Source organism: Metabacillus sp. 22489, assembly GCF_052044855.1.
GTDB classification, from domain to species: Bacteria; Bacillota; Bacilli; order Bacillales; family Bacillaceae; genus Metabacillus; species Metabacillus niabensis.
Genome location: NZ_JBQENT010000001.1, coordinates 43,689 through 63,844, shown reverse-complemented (window position 1 = coordinate 63,844; position 20,156 = coordinate 43,689). Strand labels below are relative to the sequence as shown.

At 33.5% G+C, this 20,156-nt stretch carries 17 protein-coding genes; 16 read left to right on the top strand and 1 reads right to left on the bottom strand.

Features of this window, described 5'->3' with window-relative positions:
• Nucleotides 1-125 precede the first annotated feature (125 nt).
• The 14 genes from ACTJJ9_RS00320 to ACTJJ9_RS00255 all read left to right on the top strand — a co-directional run bounded on the left by ACTJJ9_RS00320 (nucleotide 126) and on the right by ACTJJ9_RS00255 (nucleotide 16,576).
• A complete protein-coding gene (locus ACTJJ9_RS00320; RefSeq protein ID WP_186324128.1) occupies nucleotides 126-1,526 on the top strand; it encodes a LysM peptidoglycan-binding domain-containing protein in 1,401 nt (466 codons plus the stop codon).
• A 142-nt stretch (nucleotides 1,527-1,668) separates the two neighbouring features.
• Entirely contained in the window at nucleotides 1,669-2,829 is a 1,161-nt protein-coding gene (gene purT, locus ACTJJ9_RS00315) for a phosphoribosylglycinamide formyltransferase 2 (RefSeq protein ID WP_145580961.1), read from the top strand.
• Between the two features lie 932 nt (nucleotides 2,830-3,761).
• Nucleotides 3,762-4,259: a spore coat protein gene (locus ACTJJ9_RS00310; RefSeq protein ID WP_145582426.1), complete on the top strand. Its 498-nt coding sequence runs from the start codon at nucleotides 3,762-3,764 to the stop codon at nucleotides 4,257-4,259.
• Between the two features lie 314 nt (nucleotides 4,260-4,573).
• Entirely contained in the window at nucleotides 4,574-5,830 is a 1,257-nt protein-coding gene (locus ACTJJ9_RS00305) for a SpoIID/LytB domain-containing protein (RefSeq protein ID WP_145582425.1), read from the top strand.
• Between the two features lie 566 nt (nucleotides 5,831-6,396).
• Nucleotides 6,397-7,503, top strand: coding sequence for an HD-GYP domain-containing protein (locus ACTJJ9_RS00300; protein ID WP_145582424.1), 1,107 nt, complete (start codon nucleotides 6,397-6,399; stop codon nucleotides 7,501-7,503).
• Between the two features lie 179 nt (nucleotides 7,504-7,682).
• On the top strand, nucleotides 7,683-7,886 hold the full coding sequence (locus tag ACTJJ9_RS00295) for a hypothetical protein (RefSeq protein ID WP_145582423.1): 204 nt from the start codon (nucleotides 7,683-7,685) through the stop codon (nucleotides 7,884-7,886).
• A 19-nt stretch (nucleotides 7,887-7,905) separates the two neighbouring features.
• Nucleotides 7,906-8,193 (top strand): spore coat protein, encoded by a 288-nt coding sequence (locus ACTJJ9_RS00290; protein WP_145582422.1) that lies wholly within the window; start codon nucleotides 7,906-7,908, stop codon nucleotides 8,191-8,193.
• A gap of 271 nt (nucleotides 8,194-8,464) precedes the next feature.
• Nucleotides 8,465-9,991 (top strand): spore germination protein, encoded by a 1,527-nt coding sequence (locus ACTJJ9_RS00285; protein WP_145582421.1) that lies wholly within the window; start codon nucleotides 8,465-8,467, stop codon nucleotides 9,989-9,991.
• Between the two features lie 22 nt (nucleotides 9,992-10,013).
• Entirely contained in the window at nucleotides 10,014-11,108 is a 1,095-nt protein-coding gene (locus tag ACTJJ9_RS00280) for an endospore germination permease (protein WP_145582420.1), read from the top strand.
• Complete coding sequence (locus ACTJJ9_RS00275; RefSeq protein WP_145582419.1) at nucleotides 11,105-12,361, top strand: Ger(x)C family spore germination protein; 1,257 nt, start codon at nucleotides 11,105-11,107, stop codon at nucleotides 12,359-12,361. Before ACTJJ9_RS00280 ends, ACTJJ9_RS00275 begins: the two co-directional genes overlap by 4 nt.
• On the top strand, nucleotides 12,358-12,519 hold the full coding sequence (locus ACTJJ9_RS00270; protein WP_174881454.1) for a hypothetical protein: 162 nt from the start codon (nucleotides 12,358-12,360) through the stop codon (nucleotides 12,517-12,519). The genes ACTJJ9_RS00275 and ACTJJ9_RS00270 overlap by 4 nt, the downstream gene beginning before the upstream one ends.
• A gap of 13 nt (nucleotides 12,520-12,532) precedes the next feature.
• Nucleotides 12,533-12,892, top strand: a complete 360-nt coding sequence (locus tag ACTJJ9_RS00265) for a DUF3892 domain-containing protein (RefSeq protein WP_440768341.1) — start codon at nucleotides 12,533-12,535, stop codon at nucleotides 12,890-12,892.
• A gap of 121 nt (nucleotides 12,893-13,013) precedes the next feature.
• The gene (locus tag ACTJJ9_RS00260) at nucleotides 13,014-13,631 is read left to right on the top strand and encodes a hypothetical protein (RefSeq protein ID WP_145582418.1); all 618 of its coding nucleotides are present in this window, start codon (nucleotides 13,014-13,016) and stop codon (nucleotides 13,629-13,631) included.
• A 383-nt stretch (nucleotides 13,632-14,014) separates the two neighbouring features.
• Nucleotides 14,015-16,576, top strand: a complete 2,562-nt coding sequence (locus ACTJJ9_RS00255; protein ID WP_440768340.1) for a PEP/pyruvate-binding domain-containing protein — start codon at nucleotides 14,015-14,017, stop codon at nucleotides 16,574-16,576.
• A gap of 94 nt (nucleotides 16,577-16,670) precedes the next feature.
• Here the strand turns inward: ACTJJ9_RS00255 and ACTJJ9_RS00250 are convergent, their stop codons facing one another.
• Nucleotides 16,671-17,759, bottom strand: coding sequence for a metal ABC transporter solute-binding protein, Zn/Mn family (locus ACTJJ9_RS00250; protein WP_145582416.1), 1,089 nt, complete (start codon nucleotides 17,757-17,759; stop codon nucleotides 16,671-16,673).
• A gap of 235 nt (nucleotides 17,760-17,994) precedes the next feature.
• Between ACTJJ9_RS00250 and ACTJJ9_RS00245 the strand changes: the two genes are divergently transcribed.
• Complete coding sequence (locus ACTJJ9_RS00245) at nucleotides 17,995-18,963, top strand: CobW family GTP-binding protein (protein WP_145582415.1); 969 nt, start codon at nucleotides 17,995-17,997, stop codon at nucleotides 18,961-18,963.
• A gap of 196 nt (nucleotides 18,964-19,159) precedes the next feature.
• On the top strand, nucleotides 19,160-20,155 hold the full coding sequence (locus ACTJJ9_RS00240) for a permease (protein WP_145582414.1): 996 nt from the start codon (nucleotides 19,160-19,162) through the stop codon (nucleotides 20,153-20,155).
• Nucleotide 20,156 lies beyond the last annotated feature (1 nt).

Below are 20,156 nucleotides of genomic sequence, written 5' to 3'. Positions count from 1 at the left end.
TTCAAATAATAACCATAAAATAATAAACTATAAAAAAACTGCAGTTAAACAATCACGTCTAACAACGATAAAAACTGGAAAGAATGGAGGGAAAATCATCACTGTCTTGTTTAGGAGGGGTAACCATGCAAATGTTTTATACTGTAAGAAACGGAGATACTCTTTATCAAATTGCAGCACGTTGGAAATTACCTGTTCAAGCAATTATTGCTGCTAATAATTTACGTCCACCTTATACAATATCTTGTGGCGAGCAACTTTCCATCCCACCGGGTGTTAATATTATTCGCGTTTCAGAAGCTGATACAATCGAACAGCTTTCACAATATTACGGTATTCCTATAACGGAAATTATTGAGAAAAACGCTCTAACTCCACCTTATGTACTTAAAGATAAACAATTCCTTTACATCCCACAAGGAGTTCCCTATTACACTGTCAGACCTGGTGATGATTTGTATCACATTGCAAGAAGATTTAATATCCTCATTGACGGTAAGATTAATCCTGAACCTATCAGATTGTTAAACCATCTCCATTCAAAAAGGCTTATACCTGGAAGTAAGCTAAAAATCCCATATACTCTCCCACTAACAACTGGGATGATTGCTTTTAATTCAATGAGTAATGGACATTATGACCTTTTTGTCTTCGATCTAAAATCGGGAAATGTATCAAAACTAACGAACCAATTAACAGACGAAAACACGACACCATTTTGGTCAGCTGATAATACAATGATTGCTTTTGTTGGCAAACAGGGCAAAGTATATTTGGCTAATTTACATCAATCGTTGATTCTAAACATTGATCAGATTAAGACAGGAACATCGATACAATGGTCACCTAATAATAAAAATATGGCCTATAAAAAAGATGAGGATATGATCATTTATCATATTGATACAGCAAAGAGGAAAAAAATAAAAATAGGCAATCATGCAGAAATTTGTTTATTTCTTAATGACAATGTAATGGTATACCACGATATTGACTCATCCGGCAATGGGCAGCTATACAAAATAAATATTGATGGAACAAACAAGGCTCAAATCACAAACAATCGGAATGGCAAAATTGAGAAAATCCGAATTACACAAAATCGACAATATGCTGTTTATTTAACTACTAAAAGTCCATTTTTCCTTTTTGTAACACATTTAACAACACTTGATACATTTAAAATAAAAAATAATAACAATTGGAGTAATCAGCTACCAATTCAATCAAAAAACACACTCCAGTTAGCTTATTCATCAACTGAGGAAATGAATGAAGATGAATGGTATTCGCATATTCGATTAAAGGAAGTAACTGAAAACGATGACCGAATTTTAGCGGTTACAGACAGTGAATCACCACCGATGACATTCTCTCCTAACGGAAGGCTAATTAGTTTCCTATCGGGCTACAAAGGAAATAAATATGCAAGTGAGATATGGATCGTTGATACAAAGCATTCGGTACCAATCCGTTTATTAGAGGGAGAGCAAATAACATCAATTTGTTGGTCAAAATCAATTTAAAATTAGTGAAATCGAATCATAATAATTCACTTATTAAACATCCACCAAACATACAAAACTCATTAAAAAGCGAATAAAAATAACTTTAAGTCCAATTAATGTTCGGTTATAATTACTATAATGAACGGGGAGGACTGATGTTATGTATATTTCAAAGAAAATTATGCTATTAGGTTCTGGAGAGTTAGGAAAAGAAATTATCATTGAAGCACAACGATTAGGTGCTGAAACAATTGCAATTGACCGATATGAACTGGCTCCGGCTATGCAAGTAGCAGATCGGAGCTACTGTATCGATATGCTAGATTCAACTGAAATAAGAAGAATAGTAGAAATTGAGAATCCTGACCTAATTGTTCCTGAAATTGAAGCGATTGCCACTTCTGAGCTAGTTAAACTTGAAGGAGAAGGTTACAATGTCATTCCTACTGCTAAGGCTGCCCAATTAACGATGGATAGAGAAGGGATTCGTAGACTTGCATCAGAAACGCTACAGCTTCCTACAGCAAACTATCGGTTTGCAAATACTTTTGACGAATTTTACGATGCAGTAAAAGAAATTGGTTTTCCATGTGTTGTAAAGCCATTAATGAGCTCTTCTGGGAAGGGACAAAGTGTTTGCCGAACTGAGAATGACGTAAAAGAATGCTGGAAGATTGCAATGGAGGGTGGGAGAGTTCAAAACGGACGAGTGATTATTGAAGAATTTATCCACTTTGATTATGAAATCACATTATTAACGGTTAAAGCTGTTAACGGCACAATGTTTTGTGAACCAATTGGACATATTCAAAAAGATGGAGATTATATTGAATCATGGCAGCCACATCAATTAACGAACAATCAACTTGAGCAAGCAAAACAAATTGCAAAGGCTATAACAGATGAACTTGGTGGATATGGTATATTCGGTGTTGAATTATTTATTTCAGGAGATAAAGTTTACTTCAGTGAGGTCTCACCACGACCACATGATACTGGATTAGTTACATTAGTAACCCAAAATCTATCAGAGTTCGCTTTACATGTACGTGCAATTTTAGGCTTCCCAATTCCTGAAATAAACTTAATTTCACCTGGTGCTAGCAGACCATTAAAGGCTGAAAAAGAGTTAAAGGACTATGCGATAACAGGAATTCAAGATGCATTGTCAAATGAAAATACACAAATTCGAATCTTCGGAAAACCATTAACAAAGGTTGGGCGTAGAATTGCCGTGACCTTATCAACATCAAAAGACGTTAAAACCGCTAGAATTCGTGCAAAACAGGCACTTGATTGCTTACAAATAACTGAAAAATAAACATATAGAATTTCCCAGGCAACCGCATGTTTAGACATACAAGATAGAAAAAACACGAAATATTAGAAATGAAGCTATATTTCATTCTCTAGGAATTTTAGTAGCCTTGTTTTTGAATATCTTTTAACAGTTTAACAAGCAAAGTTAAACAGCTTAGTCAGTGTTAAAAGACTAGGTTAACTGCGTCCCCTAACTTATTATATTTTTAATGAACTAATGATTTATTAAAATGTAATATCTCTATAATTGAAATGTAATAAAGTTTATTCATATCGAGCAACCTTATACAATATGTATAAACAGGAGCATCTTAATTCACAATTTGCCACAACTAATTTCATTTCACTCTCACTTGCTGCTCCAAAATATAGACGCAGGAGGGAACCTCATGAGGTGTAAAAGTTGTAATGGGACTAGATTTGAAAATTGTAAAAATTGTTCTGGGGAAGGGTTCGACTATGGAAATCATAAGTGTGATTCATGTTCTGGTGAGGGACTTATTTCATGTTCCTCGTGCGAAGGGACAGGAAAAATTAGTTTTTTCAAATGGTTAAAAACTAGTTAAAGTTTGATAGTTTTAACTCAAACTAGTAAAAAATAAAGAAAAAAGAGAGTGGCTCAGGGAGCAATTGTTTAGACCCCTCAAACACATTATATAGACAAACGATAAGGTTAGTTTCCTATATGTCAGTGTTTGTTGAAGTGGAGACCCTGTTGAGTCACCCTCTTTTTTTGCAAGTTTAGTACAAGCTGTTGTTTTAAAAGACTATAAAGTGTGAAAAAATAACCGAATTCCAAAACGCATAGTTTACATAATGATATTATAAAAAACTATATATATTTTTCAGATCGCCCAATTCATCTAGGACAATTAACTAAAATTTCTTCCTTGGAATATATGTGAGTAGACTAACGTTTTAGGAGGAAAAAACATGCACTATCAATATTCAGGTAAACAAAGCCCAAGAACACTTGCATGGCATGAAACACTTGAGCTTCATGAGCTTGTAGCATTTTCATCAATTGGATTAATGAAGCTAAAAAAAGGCTTAAAAAAGATTGAATGTCCGACATTAAAGGCTATTTACCATCAAACAATAAAGGAATTAGAAGCAAACCTTAAGGAGTTATTACAATTTTACCCGCTTGCACCACGTGAAGATGAGGAAGAGAGAAATTTTGACAAAGCTTTTTATGCAGGTGATTTACTTGCGTTTTCAAAAACTGCAGTTCGAAATTATGCTGTTGCTATTACTGAAACTGCTACACCAGAATTAAGGGTCGTTCTAGCAAAACAATTGCAAATGGCAATCATGAGCCATGCCCGTATATTTAATTACATGTACGAAAGAGGATTTTATCCATCTTATAACCTCCAGCAATTACTTAAAAACGACGTTAACTTGGCAAATAGAGCGATTTCAATGTAATGTTCAACAAATTTAATCTTTAAATTTTATATGATAGTTCCCTGAAATTCTCCTCACAAAAGGATTGAAGATAAGTTTCAATCCTTTTTCATATTACCTGTAAAGCAACTCTATTATTGTGAGTAAATTGTATTTTATCACTTCTATGCAAATAAAGATTTTAATAACTTTTTATACAGTGAAATTTAGATAAACAACGTACAGTTTGAAACATTGTTAAGAGCATTTACCTATCACTTATAGCAAAACTCTACTGTCTTTAAGGTTTCAAGGATAGACGAATAATATTGTTTTGTGACTGGTAACATAATGATATGAGATACTTAATATTACCTTTCATAATCCTAATCATTTCGTTTTCCCCTAAAATTGTTGCTGCTGAAGAGATGATAAAGGTTAAGCTAGTTCAACATATTGGCGATACAAAAAAGATCAATCTACATATTAAAGGAGATTATTCGACGTTAGACCCTACACTTAAACTAAAGGAGGGAATAAATTATCAATTATCACTTAAGAAAGGAGAGTTTATATTAACTGGAAATGGAGAAAAGTATTCGTTACATGAGCCATTTATTCTAATTCCTAAAAGATACAATCATACCCAATATATATCCATTAATAATCGCCAGTACTTAGGTGCTGTTGAATTTAGGAAAGAAAAGAATCAATTTATTAGACCTGTGAACCAGCTTCCAATGGAGGATTATTTAAAAGGAGTTGTCCCATTTGAAGTATACCCTTCGTGGGGAATCGAAACATTAAAAGCACAAGCATTAGCAGCCAGAACCTATGCGTTCGCAAATCTAAATAAAGAAATCGATGATACAATCAAATATCAAGTCTATGGAGGATTTACCTGGAACGAAAAAACGACGGTAGCAGTTGAAGAAACTAGCGGAGAGGTCATCACTTCTCAAAATCGGCTAATCGATGCCTTTTACTCTGCAAGTAATGGAGGAATGACAGAAAACAACACACATGTATGGGGTGGAAATGCGAAAAGTTACTTACCAATTAAAAGGGATCCGTACGATCCAACACATCCATGGGAGTTTACGATCCATCAAACACAAATAAAGCTTGATGAAAATGATTGGGATCAACCAGATTGGTGGGATAAACTCTCTGAAATAGACTCATCAATAATAAATAATATGAAAACTTGGCTGAAAAAAAATGGTTACCCTGGAGATATAAAAATAGTTGAAATACCATATTTTAAACTATCCGAGGAACTGCTTGAGTCAAAAAGAGCTGTAAAGGGATCGATAAAAATTGAATTCCTCCACAGATTATTAGATGGGACCATTGTTTATGATCATGTGACTCTTAACGATGTTCCATTAAATAATATCCGTCCGTTAATTGGAGGGAATCATTTTAAAAGCTATTACATTGAATCTCTCATTAAAGATGAAGAAGATCACTATACTATGAAGGGGAAAGGATTTGGACATGGTGTAGGAATGAGTCAATGGGGTGCATATTATATGGGGAAAACCGGTAAAAACTATAAAGAAATTATCCAATTTTATTATCCGGGTACTAAAATAAAGAAAATTAATTAGTAGATCAATGAAATATTAAAAACTCCCAGCACAAGGAACCATTTCTTAAGTTGGGGGTTTTCTTTCTCTAATGGCAATAATAAATGATTAAGTGCATATGTGAGTCTCCTGGGGGAGAAGCGTTAAGGGTAGAGGACAGTCACTACTGTACCGCTGCAGAAAGCGAAGACCTGTATAATTTTAACAACTCATTCAAGAACGAATTTTCATTTAAATATGTACTAAGATAATAGCTTTTCATACCATTCATGTTTAGAAATAAATTTGAATTTATTATGCTAGTAATTAATATTTTAATACTAATATAGAGAATTCAACGTTTCTCCATTGAACAAACAAATACATTCTACTATAATCGACATAAAGAGTCATTTTATGTGATTATTCGACTATAATAAATATATGAAGAAATCCTCATATTTAATTGATTACAAGAGTACTAAAGTAGAGTTTACGTAAATTTATTACATATTACATCCATTTTGACATTCTCATCGTTGTTCTAGGTTATTTTACAAAAATAGTTCGTTACTCGAGAAAAATGTAAGACAGGAGATATAGAGAAAATGCGCTTAATTACGTTAGATCGAAGTGAGGCAGGGATTACATTAGGTAAATCTATCTACTATGAAAACGGAAAGATGTTACTTGCAAAAGGAACGTTACTATCAGACAGTCTAATTAAAAGGCTTAAAAATTTTCAAGTTTTTACTATATACATAGAAGATGAAGAATCAGAAGGTATCGATGTTGTCGAATCTATACCAGAGGAGCTACGAGTTGAATCAATCGAAGCGATTACTAAAGGATTGACTTCAATTGCTAATTTATCCTCACATACTAAAAATATCCAAGGTATGATGCAATCTGATAAAGCGATACATGAAATGCAACGGATCTTCCAAAGTATTTCAAGCTGTTTAACGGAAAATCGTACTGCGTTAAACTTATTAGCTACGACAAAAATTATTGATAATCACCTATACACTCACAGCTTAAACGTTGCCATCTATGCATGTCAGTTAGCAATTGAGAATGGTTTGCCGAAAAGTCAAATCGAAGAAATTGGTTTAGGCGCCTTATTACATGATCTCGGAAAAATGTTTATCCCACCTGAAGTTTTAAACAAAAAGGAAAGATTATCAGATGAGGAATTTGAACTAATCAAGATGCATTCAGAGCTTGGTTTTGAATTACTTCGTAAAATTCATTCTCTACCTTTAGTCATCTCACATTGTGCACTTCAACACCATGAACGCCTAGATGGAAAAGGCTATCCAAGGGGTATTAAAGAGGAAGAAATTCATCCATACGCAAAAATATTAAGTGTAGCAGATGTATTTGATGCTGTAACATCACAGAGGGTTTATCGATCCGCTATGCTTCCTCATAAAGGATTGGAAGTTTTATATTCAGGATCAGGAACACAATTTGATCAAAACCAAATCAATCTTTTTAGAGGCTGTATCGCGATTTATCCTCCTGGGTTAACCGTCAAATTAAATGACGGCCGAACAGGAATTGTTACAAAATATAACTTCACGTCAGTAGGAAGACCAATTATTCGCATTATAAAAGATGAAGAAAACCAACCTGTCCAACCTTATGAAATTGATTTGTCTACAAGCGAAAACCTTACATTAGAAATTGTTCAAGCTGACGCCTTACTATAATTTCTTTGAACTAACGTAATCACTATATCTAATTTATCTTACATATCATTTCAAACTCTCTATTTTTTAGAGAGTTTTTTTATTAAGAATAAAGTTAAAAAACTACCATCTAATGGATAAAACGAAAGAAAATCATAAATACTATCCACTAGAAATCCAAAAAAGGCGAGGTGAGTAAAATGAAATATTTAACGACAAAGGAATTATCTTTAATAGAGGATGAACTGCGATCTGAACAATTGCTTGCTAAGACCTTCAATTGGTGTGCTTCCCAATGTGAACACGAGGAAATACGCTCTCTTTTAGAACAACTTGCTGAAACTCATCAATTAAATATCGCCGATTTATCTCAATATTTTAATCGGTCGCAAATGATCCAATAAAATACAGGGGGAAAGTTCAATGCCAAATAATATTGCAGGACGCGGATTAACAGACAGGGAATATCTTCAGCTTTGTTTAGAGCTAGAAAAAGGGAGATGTCGTACCTTAAGCAATACACTGCTAGAAATCAATCATCAAGAGCTACGAGAAATATTTTTGCATTGCTTTGAGACTGCACATAAAAATCAATATAATCTATTTGATTTTATGAAAAATAAAGGATGGTATCGTACAACAATTGCCACACAGCCTGAGATTGAAATCGTGCAAAATAATATCCAACATAATTTACATCCCGACAGTTAAATTTTTTAATATGAATCCTAATCAAAACGTTTAGCCGCATTTTCATGATAGCTTTTATGTAACATTCCTAATATATTCACTCAATTACTCAATTTTTCAAATAAACAAAAGCCTTCTTTTAGGAAGGTTTTATTCATTTGACTAACAATCATTTTTTACAAATGTTTCTACAAATATTGAATAAATCTTCCAATAACATACATTCTAATAAAATAACGAATGCACGTTTGTCAGATTTCGTTTCAGCCCATTTGAGGAGTGAATCAGATTTATGAAAATTCCATTTTTCAAAACAAAAAGGCAAGCAGACATAAAGGATGATAGGCTGGAGGAGAAAAAAAAGAAAGAGGTTGAGCAACCCTTTTCTTGGCAAATTAGCAAGGATATTGAAACGTTAAAGGATATCTATTCATTACCTGACAATATCGATTTCGTTGTAAGAGAATTCACTTTAAGAATGAATAACAAAAAAGCTGTTTTATTTTTTGTTCCATCCTTAACAGATATTCAACTTATTCAAGAACAAATCATCAAACCGTTGATTATGAATGAAAAGAAATCAGAAATCCCTTCCTGTATTAGCATAAGTACGATCAAAGAAGAAACTTGTATGAAAAAGGCGATTGAAGAGTTAAATTCAGGAGAAACTGTTTTATTAGTAGAAGGTGAAACGAAGGCTTTTATTATTAAAACAGGTAAAGTAGCCGGTAGAAGTGTCGAGAAACCACAGAATGAGACTACTCTATTTGGTCCTAAAGAATCGTTCATTGAAAAGGCAGACGTTAATATATCACTCATTCGCAAGAAAATAAGAAATGAAAATTTCAAAGTTGAAAAAATGTCAATTGGAAACAGTACGAACAACGAGGTATTTCTTGTCTATCAAAATAACTTAGCTAATAAACAGATTCTAAAGGAAGTAAAACAAAGAATTAACCATGTAAAAAGAGATGATATTCAGAATTTAGAACTTTTAGTTCAAATTATTGAAGACCGAAAATCAAGTTTATTTCCCACTGTTTTACAGACAGAGCGTCCAGATAGAGCAGCATCTTTTCTTGAGGATGGCCATATTATTCTCATTATGAACAACTCTCCTATTGCCCTAATTACACCAGCAACATTTTGGACGTTTCTCCATTCTGCAGATGACCACTATTTACGGTTTATTTATGGTAACTTTACAAGAGCATTACGACTTATTGCCGTCTTTATTACGCTATTTACTCCTTCTATATATATTGCCATAACGAATTACCATCGTGAAATGCTTCCTGCTGATTTACTATTAGCAATAGCTGGAGCGCGTGAAATGGTTCCATTCCCAGCAATCATTGAATTATTTCTCATGGAGCTAGCCTTTGAATTAATTAGGGAAGCAGGAATACGTGTCCCTGCACCAATTGGTCCAACAATTGGGATTGTCGGTGCATTAATTTTAGGTCAAGCTGCAGTAGAAGCAAATGTTGTAAGCCCGATTGTCGTTATCGTTGTAGCAATAACTGGATTATCATCATTTGCCATAAGTGATGTCAATTTAAATTATGCGATTAGAATTGCTAGATTTGGATTTTTAATTGCCGCAAGTTTATTAGGAATATTTGGAATGGTCGGCTGCTTTCTCATTGGTTTATTTTATGTTTCTGTATTTAAATCGTTTGGTGTTCCATACTTTGCACCGATGACACCAAAATATAAATCCTCAAATGATACGTTATTTAGAAGAATGATTAAAAATGAAAGATTCAGACCTGCATATTTAAAAACGAAGGATATAAAAAAAGGCGCAGCAGAATAATTTATTTGGAACAGGTGGTTAGATGGTTACTCGTGAAAAAGATCTCATCAGCTTTAAAGAGTTATCTTCACTTATAGTCATCATGATCGGAACAAAAGCGACTGACATGACGGCAACATTACTTTTTGATCGTAGTTTAAATGCTGCGTGGATCGTTTGTATCCTTTCCTTTCTAATTGTTTTGCCTTCATTACTAGTCCTTAACTATTTACTAAAGAAATTTGAATCAAAAAATTTCCTTGAGATCACAAGATGCTTGATAGGCAAGAAGCTTACGTTTATAATCGGATTTCTTTTCTTTTTATTTGCATTACTAAAAATGGCAATAGACACAAGAAGCTATACAGACCAGCTTATAACAGTTAATCTCCCAAAAACTCCTTTATTTATCTTATATATCCTTCTTCTTCTTGTATGTTTATGGGGGGCTAAAAAAGGTTGGGAAGCGATCGCATCTATTGCGATTATGCTTTTACCATATATATTAATTGCTTTAACATTACTTTATCTTTTACTTTTTAAAGAAATACATTTCAATCGGATTTTTCCTTTATTTGGCTTTGGATTTAAAAACATTACAGAAAACAGTTTTCATTTTTCATCTATGTATGCAGATGCTTTTCTTATCGCAATGATGTACCCGTTTGTCAAAAATCATAAAACCTATACTAGAGGACTGATTGGTTCTCTTACTTTTACAGTTCTTCTAGTGGCGTTACTTTTATTGTTATACAACTTAGTATTTGACTACAGAAGCATTGATAAAATTACATATCCTTTTAATGAAGCAATTCGATTTGTTTCAATCGGAAAAACCATAACAAATATTGAAACATTCTTCCTTACGTTTTGGCTACTAGGTATTTTTGTTAAATTTACGATTTATTTATATTTAGTCTGTAAAATATTTGGTTTTGTTTTTAGTATTGAAGAATTCGAACATACTCTACTGCCAATTACAATTTTAGTATTAGTTATAGGAATGGTTCCAGAAAATGATATTTCTAATATATATTCCGTTAGAACGATTGTTTCTTCGTTTTTTGAATATGGTCTACTTTACCTCCCATTCTCTCTTTTGATTGTATACAAAGTAAAGGAGGTACGGTCACGATGAATAAATGGCTACACTTATTCACAATTTTCTCCATGGTAATCCTTCTGACGGGATGTTGGGATCGTAAGGAATTAGAAGAAATATCATATGCTGTGGCAGTTGGCATCGATATTCCTGAAGGGGTTGATTTAGAAAAAGAGCAATCCTTTGATATTACATTTGAATTTTCTAATCCTAAGCTACAGATTAATGGAGCAGCAGGGGAGACTGATAAAAAGGAGGTCATTACCATTACATCCCCTGATTTTATTACAGCTAAAAATACGGCAAACTCATTTGTGACGAGGCAGATTTCCTTAATACATGCAAAGGTAATTGTTGTTTCAGAAGAATTAGCAAGATCCAAATATTTTTATCGAATGATCGGAACTGCACTAAAGGAAAGGGAGATTAGAAGAGAAATAAACCTCATCGTTACGGATGGAAAAGCAGTCGATTTTATCAAGAAAAACAAACCGGAAATGGAAATTAGACCGCATCGTTATTATCAGTTTGTTTTCGATCGTTCAATCGAAACAGGATTAGTACCTGATTCAACTTTAAATCGGCTATTTTCTATTACTGATGGTGATGCAGATTTGTTTCTCGCGATTTATGGTTCTGTTAATGATGATAAAGATAAGAACGAATTTAAAGAAGAGGATCAATATTTAAGCGGAAGGGTGCCAAAGGAAGGGGGAAATCCCGCACAGCTAATGGGGTCCGCAGTATTTAAAGAGGGAATAATGATCGGGAAATTGTCTGGTGAAGAAACAAGAAGTGTTATGATTCTCGACGAAACGATGGATATGGAAGATATGTATGTTAGCTATACAGACCCAATGAATGATAATTATAAGATCGTTGTAAGGTTAAAGAAAAAAGATAAAACGGATATAAAGGTAACATTAAGAAAGGGACCTCCTAAAATAACGGTCAATGTACCACTATCGGCAGAAATTTTATCGGTACCAAGCATGATCAATTACGCTACAAATGAAAAAAATCAGGATATCCTACGAAAAGCAATTGCTTCTGAAGTTAAAAGAAACTTTGATTCTCTTGTGAAAAGATCACAACAGGAATTCAAATCAGATCCATTTTATTGGTCTCTATATGTTAGACCACTTTTTAAAACGATACAAGAGTATGAAAAATGGGATTGGACAAACAAGCAATTTTCCGAAGCGGATATCAAAATAAATGTAGATATTGAAATCTTTGGGTATGGTAAGCAATTAAAAGAAACAGACATGGAGATGATAAATGATTGATGAGATTTCTATTGTACTTAATCGTATTCTTTGGATTTGCTTATAGTATCGGACATTCATTTGTATTATTTAAAGATAAAAATAAGCTTGGTGCTTTCGGTATGTTGTTAGTCGGTATTTCTATCGTCGTTTTCTCTTTCTTCATTCAACTTAAATAGAAGGCTTATTACAATGCGAATAAAATGGGACAATAACGGGGAAATAAAAAGAGAGGTGATCAAATTGGATCGATTTGAAAAAGTCTATAATGAATACCGCAACCAGCAACAAGATGAAGCTGAAAAAAATCAAAAAGGGACCTTTTCAACTGGAAAAGAGCAAATTGTTGCTGTTCGAAAAAATGATGACGGTGATTTAATTGCCTTTCAAACAAATGCCGGGAGAGAACTTGATTATGTTCAGGCTCTATCTGAAGCAAAATCCGGAAAGCTCGCAAATGTCGATGTATTTCATAAATATGGCCGCGATATTTTAAGAAGTGAGCCTGATGGCATTAAAGAAAATAATTTAGACGAGTTACCTGAATTCTAAAAAGGGACTGACCCCAATTTTTGGGGTTTATTTTTTTGTCTAAACTGATTTCCTTGAAAGAAAATCTGTAGTTTGAAATAATTGTATTGGTAAAGTATTGAAACTGTGAGGTGTATTGCTAATGATTAGTTCGATTGTATTAACAATCCTATTTGCCATTGGATTCATTTATTTAATACAATATCCATTTTATTTAAAAAAGGCCGCTCTATTATCAAAGGAAGCTATCTATCCTCAACAAAAAGACGAATTTCAAACGATCCTACTCCCAAATGAATGGAAAGAGATGACTCCCATTTCTAAAAAAGAGAAATCTTATCAATTTGTAAAATGGGGGACAATTGTCGCAGTCTTGCTCCTGACAACTGTATTGATTATCTCTGTTGCAACCGATTGGTTAAGCTCGTCTTTTTTAAATGTAGCATATCTCTTCATTGTAATTATCAACTCGATAAAACACCATGGTAATTTATTTATTTTGCCTTCAGGTATTATACTTCATTCAAAGTATTATCCGTTTAACCGAATATTAAATTATCATTACGAAGAGATTATCCGTTGGCATGAATTATATGGATTACACCCTCGCCTTAATAATGGATATAAGTTAACAATTACTCTGAAAAATAGGTGGTTTCAACCTAACTATTTAGTAATAGAGGATGAAGAGCATTTAAAAAGAATTATTACTCTATTAAAAGATATGGGAATTGAACAAGAAGAAAAACGTGCAAGCTAATAATATTGTCTATCTACTCCAACTTTTCAAAAAGGTGATTGGTAGGAAAACAAACATGAGCTTTTCTTTCAAATCTCCGATAGAAACATCATCATACATAGATATTAGTAAATTTCTCTGTTATACTGTTAAACGATTCTTTTATTATTAATTAGCTGTGTTAACTTATTAAATCTCTGTGACTATATGTATGGTAAGAGGATATTGGACTTCCACTTTATTTAGTAAACTACAATAAAGTGGAAGTCCTTTTCATGCAGGAAAATACTTAAAAGATGTCGAATATAGAAACCATTATCCCTAAGAGGATAATTTGTAAATAATAATGGAATTGATTTAAGAAATAAAGGGTTTGAATAAACTTCGAAGATACATAAAAGAAGGTGAATCGATTGAGAGTCAATGAAAAAATTAGCACAGGAATAAAAGGCTTTGATCTTACAATTGATAAATTACGTCTAGGTGATAATGTTGTATGGCAGGTCGACTCAGTCGATAGTTACAAAAAAATGGTAGATCCATTTATCGAAACAACCCTTAAAGAAAATCGTAAGTTAGTCTATATTCGTTTTGGGAAGCATGAACCATTAATTGAGGATCACCCTCATATCAAAAGATACAACCTAGATGCAAAGAAAGGTTTTGAGACCTTTGCAACAAAGGTACATAGTATCCTTGAACAGGAAGGAAAACAGACATTTTATGTTTTTGATTGTTTAACAGATTTGTTAGAAGAATGGTACTCAGACCTTATGATCGGAAACTTCTTTAAGGTGTCATGTCCATTCTTATATGAGTTAGATACGATCGCGTATTTTGGATTAATTAGAAATGTCCACACTTACAGCACAATTGCAGAAATACGTGAAACAACACAACTTCTTCTAGATGTATACGAAGTTAACAAGAACATTTACATACATCCTCTTAAAGTATGGCAACGTTATTCTCCGACGATGTTTTTCCCACATTTAATTCAGGGGCAAGAGGCAACCTGTATTACAGCTAGTTCTGAAGCTGCACAATTATTTTCAAGTATTAACAGAGTAGAGAATAGACTCGATTATTGGCACATTGTATTTAGTCAGGCTAAAGAAACATTAAACGAAGATTATGAAAAGCAGGAACAAACAAAAAGATTGTTAATGTCTCTCCTAATAGGGCAAAAATCCAAAATGTTTGATTTATGTGATAAATACTTTACCCTAAAGGATATTTTAACGATTGCCTCAAGAGAAATTGGCACAGGGTTTATCGGCGGGAAAAGTGTTGGTATGCTTCTTGCTAGAAAAATAATTGAAAAGCATGGAAATCAGCAATTGCTATCCCACTTGGAGCCTCACGATTCGTTTTTCTTAGGCTCTGATATTTTTTACACATATATAGTCCAAAACGGATGGTGGAAATTACGAGTTAAACAAAAGACTAAAGAAGGTTATTTTCAATATGCACCAGAGCTAAAGGAGAAACTATTAAATGGAGTGTTTTCAGAACGTATTCGTGAACAATTCATCCAGGTTTTAGAATATTTTGGTCAATCTCCAATTATTATTCGTTCCAGTTCACTGCTTGAGGATAATTTTGGAAATGCGTTTGCGGGAAAATATGAAAGTGTATTTTGTGTTAACCAAGGAACACCAGAAGAACGTTACAAGGAGTTCGAACAAGCGATTCGTACTGTCTATGCAAGTACGATGAATGAGGATGCAATCGCCTATAGAATGAACAGGGGACTTTTTGAAAAAGATGAGCAAATGGCCATCCTCATTCAACGTGTTTCAGGTGACCACCATCATCAATATTTTTTCCCACATATAGCTGGTGTTGGAAATTCCTCAAACTTATATGTTTGGGACAAAAGCATCAACATGGATGCTGGCATGCTGCGGATCGTTTTTGGATTAGGAACAAGAGCTGTAGATCGAACCGTAGGAGATTATGCAAGAATTGTTACTCTTGATAATCCAATGCGTATGCCACTTATGAGTCAGGAGGATATTAAAAAGTTTTCTCAGCATGATGTTGATGTTCTTTCTTTATCAGAAAATGTTTTAACAACTGTTAAACGGGATGAATTATTAAAATATGATCTTCATGCGTCTAAAACACTTTTTGCCCGACCTGATGAAGAAACAGCAAATCGCCTTTATGAATTAGGATATACGGACCGTTATCCATATCCTTATATTCTGGATTTTCATTCTTTATTAAAGGACACAAATTTCCCACATATGATGAGAGAGATTTTATCTCTGTTATCAAAAGAATATGAATATCCAGTTGATATTGAATTTACAGTGAACTTTGATGATAACAATGATTTTAAAATTAACCTTTTACAATGTAGACCGTTGCAAACAAGTGGTTTAGGCAAACAAATTGAAATGCCAAAACTTACAGATGAATCAAGCTGCTTCTTTTCGACAAACGGAAACTTTATGGGAGGTAATATCCGCCTTCCAATCGAATATATTGTTGCGATTAATACAGAGGAATATTTAAATCGAAATGAACAAGGAAAATATGCTGTCGCACGAAAAATTGGGAAGATTAATTCTGTTTTGAAAGATAAAAATGTGATGCTCATGGGACCAGGCCGGTGGGGAACAACAACACCATCCTTAGGGATTCCCGTTCACTTTTCAGAGCTTTCCAATATGAACGTCATTTGTGAAATAGCATCCCAAGAAGAAGGCTTCATGCCAGAATTATCTTACGGGAGTCACTTTTTTCAGGATTTAGTTGAGTCTGGAATTTTTTATGTCGCAATATTTGCTGGGCAAAAGGATGTCATCTACCATCCAGAATGGCTCAAAGATAAAGAAAATCTGTTACTAGACTTTTTACCACAAAGTGAAGAGTTTATTGATGTCATTCAGATTGTAAAAACAAATGGAATGAATATTTATTCCGATATTACGACACAAAAGCTCATTTGTAAGTAGAAGAGTCAACGTCTATAAAATAAAGGTTTACCTTGTCCTCTCAGTATTATAGGAGGTACGATGGATATCATACCTCCTATAACATTTCATTATTTTATTCATTTAACACAGTTTGAAGTGTTTCAATATTTTTCTCCATAATACTGAAATAATCTTCTTTATTTTTAATATCTTCTTCTGTCACTGATTCAAGATTATGAAGGGTTAACGACTTAGCACCAATTTCATCTTGAATGACTTTTGCTACGTTAGATTGTACATTTTGTTCAAATAAAACGTAATTTATATTATGCTCTTCTGATTCTTTGATAATTTCAGTAAGTTGTTGTTGGCTAGGTTCTTGAGAAGGAGAGAGACCAGCAATTGAAATTTGTTTAATATCATACCTTTCCTGCCAGTAACCATAAGCAGCATGGGAAACTAAAATGTATTTTGTCTTTGAGTTTTCAATAGTATCTTGAAATGTTTTATCTAAGTCATTTAAATCAGCTTTGAGTTTTGCATAATTTTCTTCGAATATATCCTTTGACTCCGGTTTTATTTCTATTAATGCATCTTTAATATTTTCTGCTAATTTAATAGAATAAATTGGGTCAAGCCAAACATGTGGATCGTGATCACCATGATGATGTTCGTCTTCGTGAGTTTGCTCTTCCTCATGAGCATGTTCGTCTTCAAGAGTATGTTCGTCTTCATGAGTATGCTCGTTTTCATGAATATGCTCTTCCTCGTGTGCATGCTCGTCTTCAAGGGCATGCTCGTCCTCATGATTATGCTCATGTTTTTCTGCACTTTTTAATAATTCGATACCTTCAGCGGCCTTCAATATTTTAACGTCTTCCTTCTTTAAGCTCTGCTCTGCCTTTTCCGCAAAGCCCTCTACACCTGCACCTGAATAGATAAATAAATCTGAGTCTGCTATGTTTTTCATTGTCTTAACTGTTGGTTCATATGTATGAGCGTCAACATTGGGTGGGTAGACACTCGTTACGGTAATTTCATCGCCACCGATTTTTTTTGTAAAATCCTCTAATGGGAAAATGGTTGTATAAACCTCTATTTTACGGTCAGAATTAGCATCACTGCTTGTACCATTTGTTGATTGATTTTCTTGATTACCACAGCCTGCTAATAAAAGACCTAGTGAAAGCATTGAGGTTAGTAAATATGATCTCGTTTTCATTGTTACAACTCCTAACATTTTTTTAAATAAACTTTTTAATAGGGGAGAATTTGATGTTTTTTATCAAGTACCTAATATGAATAAAATATAAATTGGAACCATTTCGATTTAACTGGTAGAAACAAATAGTAATGATTACGATTTGTATTGTACACCTAAAACTCGATTGTGTAAATAGGAATAATTTCGATTTATAATCGATATATATGTATTGTGTTGAAAAGGAGGGAAAGTGATGAAGACAATACCAGTCTTTATTTTAAGCGGATTTTTAGGAAGTGGTAAGACTACACTTTTAAAGCAATTACTACAAGTATGTAATGAAAGGAAAATGAAGCCAGCAGTTTTAATGAATGAAATTGGTAGGACAGATACAGATGGAGAAAGTATATCCGGGCTGTTAAAAAATAGCCATCTCGAAAAATTACTAGATGGATGTATGTGCTGTAATAAAAAAAGTGAAGTAACGAACTGTCTAAAAACACTTCTTAGTCGCAAACCGGACATGCTATTTATTGAGTTAACAGGGGTTGCAGATCCAGAAGAGGTTGTTGACTCTATAACAGAACCTGAACTTCTACAGCTTCTTTGCTTAGAAAAAGTCATAACGATCGTAGATGCAGAAAATATTCTTTCATATAATAATGTGTTTGAATCAGACCGAGATCTTGTAAGAACAACAAGAAAGCAAATTAGGGTTGCTGATTATCTTATTGTCAATAAAATTGATTTAGTATCTTATGAAAAGAAGAAAAAGGTAGAAAGACTACTTAGAAAAGAAAATTCCTCCTCACCTATTACCTACACAACATTTAGCCAGGTTGACATAAACGAAATTTTTTCTATTAATCATTCAGTTATGAAGAGATTTAATATAAAACGAAATGATGAACCATCAGATGAAAAGGCTTCAGCATCTTTTTCAAGAATAAAGAGTATCTCACTGCCACTTACAACCAATACAACAAAGAAACAAATTGAGAGGTTTTTGAAGAAATGGAGAAGTGACTTGCTTCGGGCAAAGGGATATATACCTATGACAGATGGGATATACTTAATGCAAACTGTTATGAAACGTGTTAATTGGGAACCTTCGCAATTTAAAGGTGAATGTTATTTAGTTATGATTGGAGTCAATCTAGATATAAAAGTAATTAAAAAAGATTGGGAAAGAACAATTAAAGAGCCGATATACGCTGAATAGGAAATAAAAGAGGCTTTCCACTTCGGGGCTAACATCTCCATGTTAGCTCTACCTAACTAAATTGAGAAAATAGGCTTTAAAGTTGTTTTAAAAAATTTGAAAGTAGTAGAAATCAAGATAAAGGTGATTGAATAAACAAAAGCTAGTATGTACTGGAGGTATTTCTTATGAAGATAAAAAACAGAGGGTTTATAAAATGAGGATAAGGACCAATATCGAAATAATAGGATTCGCTTTCCTAGGATGTTGCATTTTACTATTTTATTTTCACGAAGGAATAAAGCTAAGCGAATCTCTTTTTTCGGATTCTTTCTTAACCTTTAATGTCGTGTTTATAAGTATATTACTAGAAGCATTGCCATTTGTTTTAATCGGTGTTTTGCTCGCAGGGGTCATTCAAGTATTTGTTTCAGAAGAACAAATGCGCAAATTTATCCCTCGTAACAAGTTATTAGCAATCATGATGAGTTGTTTAGTAGGTGCATTATTTCCTGCCTGTGAATGTGGAATTGTTCCAATTGTTCGTCGTCTAGTTAGTAAAGGGATGCCTCTTTTTGCAGGGGTCGGTTTTTTACTTACAGGACCATTAATTAATCCGATCGTTATTTTTTCTACCTATATGGCTTTTGGTGAGGATGGGAGAATGGCTTTACTACGAATGGTTCTAGGTTTAATTATTGCTCTTATCATTACTTCAGCTATCTGTATACTCTTTAAACACAATCAACTGAAAATAACGAAGGAATCCTTTAGAACAGAAGCTCAAAGAATAGTAAAGCTACCCTTACTAACGAGACTAAAAGCTATAATCGAGCATGCGATTGATGAATTTTTTGATATGGGAAAGTTTTTAATTATTGGAGCGCTTCTTGCAGCTTTTGTACAGACGTATATCTCTACAAGATCTATTTTAGCTCTAGGAGATGGTTTGTTAGGTTCTACTCTCGTGATGATGGGACTTGCTTATCTATTATCCCTATGCTCTGAAGCAGATGCATTTATCGCGGCATCATTTGATCATATACTTCCAAAAACTTCCTTGCTTGGCTTTTTAATCTATGGACCCATGCTAGATTTGAAAAATACAATTATGTTATTATCTGTCTTTACATTTCGTTTCGTCATCACGTTAACAATTCTCATTACGGTCACTGTGCTTGTTTTTTTATTACTAGTTCACCCGCTAATATAAA

Excerpts from the sequence above, each read along its gene's own strand:
- ACTJJ9_RS00320 (WP_186324128.1), top strand. The coding sequence starts at position 126 with ATGCAAATGTTTTATACTGTAAGAAACGGAGATACTCTTTATCAAATT.
- purT (WP_145580961.1), top strand. The coding sequence starts at position 1,669 with ATGTATATTTCAAAGAAAATTATGCTATTAGGTTCTGGAGAGTTAGGA.
- ACTJJ9_RS00310 (WP_145582426.1), top strand. The coding sequence starts at position 3,762 with ATGCACTATCAATATTCAGGTAAACAAAGCCCAAGAACACTTGCATGG.
- ACTJJ9_RS00305 (WP_145582425.1), top strand. The coding sequence starts at position 4,574 with ATGAGATACTTAATATTACCTTTCATAATCCTAATCATTTCGTTTTCC.
- ACTJJ9_RS00300 (WP_145582424.1), top strand. The coding sequence starts at position 6,397 with ATGCGCTTAATTACGTTAGATCGAAGTGAGGCAGGGATTACATTAGGT.
- ACTJJ9_RS00295 (WP_145582423.1), top strand. The coding sequence starts at position 7,683 with ATGAAATATTTAACGACAAAGGAATTATCTTTAATAGAGGATGAACTG.
- ACTJJ9_RS00290 (WP_145582422.1), top strand. The coding sequence starts at position 7,906 with ATGCCAAATAATATTGCAGGACGCGGATTAACAGACAGGGAATATCTT.
- ACTJJ9_RS00285 (WP_145582421.1), top strand. The coding sequence starts at position 8,465 with ATGAAAATTCCATTTTTCAAAACAAAAAGGCAAGCAGACATAAAGGAT.
- ACTJJ9_RS00280 (WP_145582420.1), top strand. The coding sequence starts at position 10,014 with ATGGTTACTCGTGAAAAAGATCTCATCAGCTTTAAAGAGTTATCTTCA.
- ACTJJ9_RS00275 (WP_145582419.1), top strand. The coding sequence starts at position 11,105 with ATGAATAAATGGCTACACTTATTCACAATTTTCTCCATGGTAATCCTT.
- ACTJJ9_RS00265 (WP_440768341.1), top strand. The coding sequence starts at position 12,533 with ATGCGAATAAAATGGGACAATAACGGGGAAATAAAAAGAGAGGTGATC.
- ACTJJ9_RS00260 (WP_145582418.1), top strand. The coding sequence starts at position 13,014 with ATGATTAGTTCGATTGTATTAACAATCCTATTTGCCATTGGATTCATT.
- ACTJJ9_RS00250 (WP_145582416.1), bottom strand. The coding sequence starts at position 17,759 with ATGAAAACGAGATCATATTTACTAACCTCAATGCTTTCACTAGGTCTT.
- ACTJJ9_RS00245 (WP_145582415.1), top strand. The coding sequence starts at position 17,995 with ATGAAGACAATACCAGTCTTTATTTTAAGCGGATTTTTAGGAAGTGGT.
- ACTJJ9_RS00240 (WP_145582414.1), top strand. The coding sequence starts at position 19,160 with ATGAGGATAAGGACCAATATCGAAATAATAGGATTCGCTTTCCTAGGA.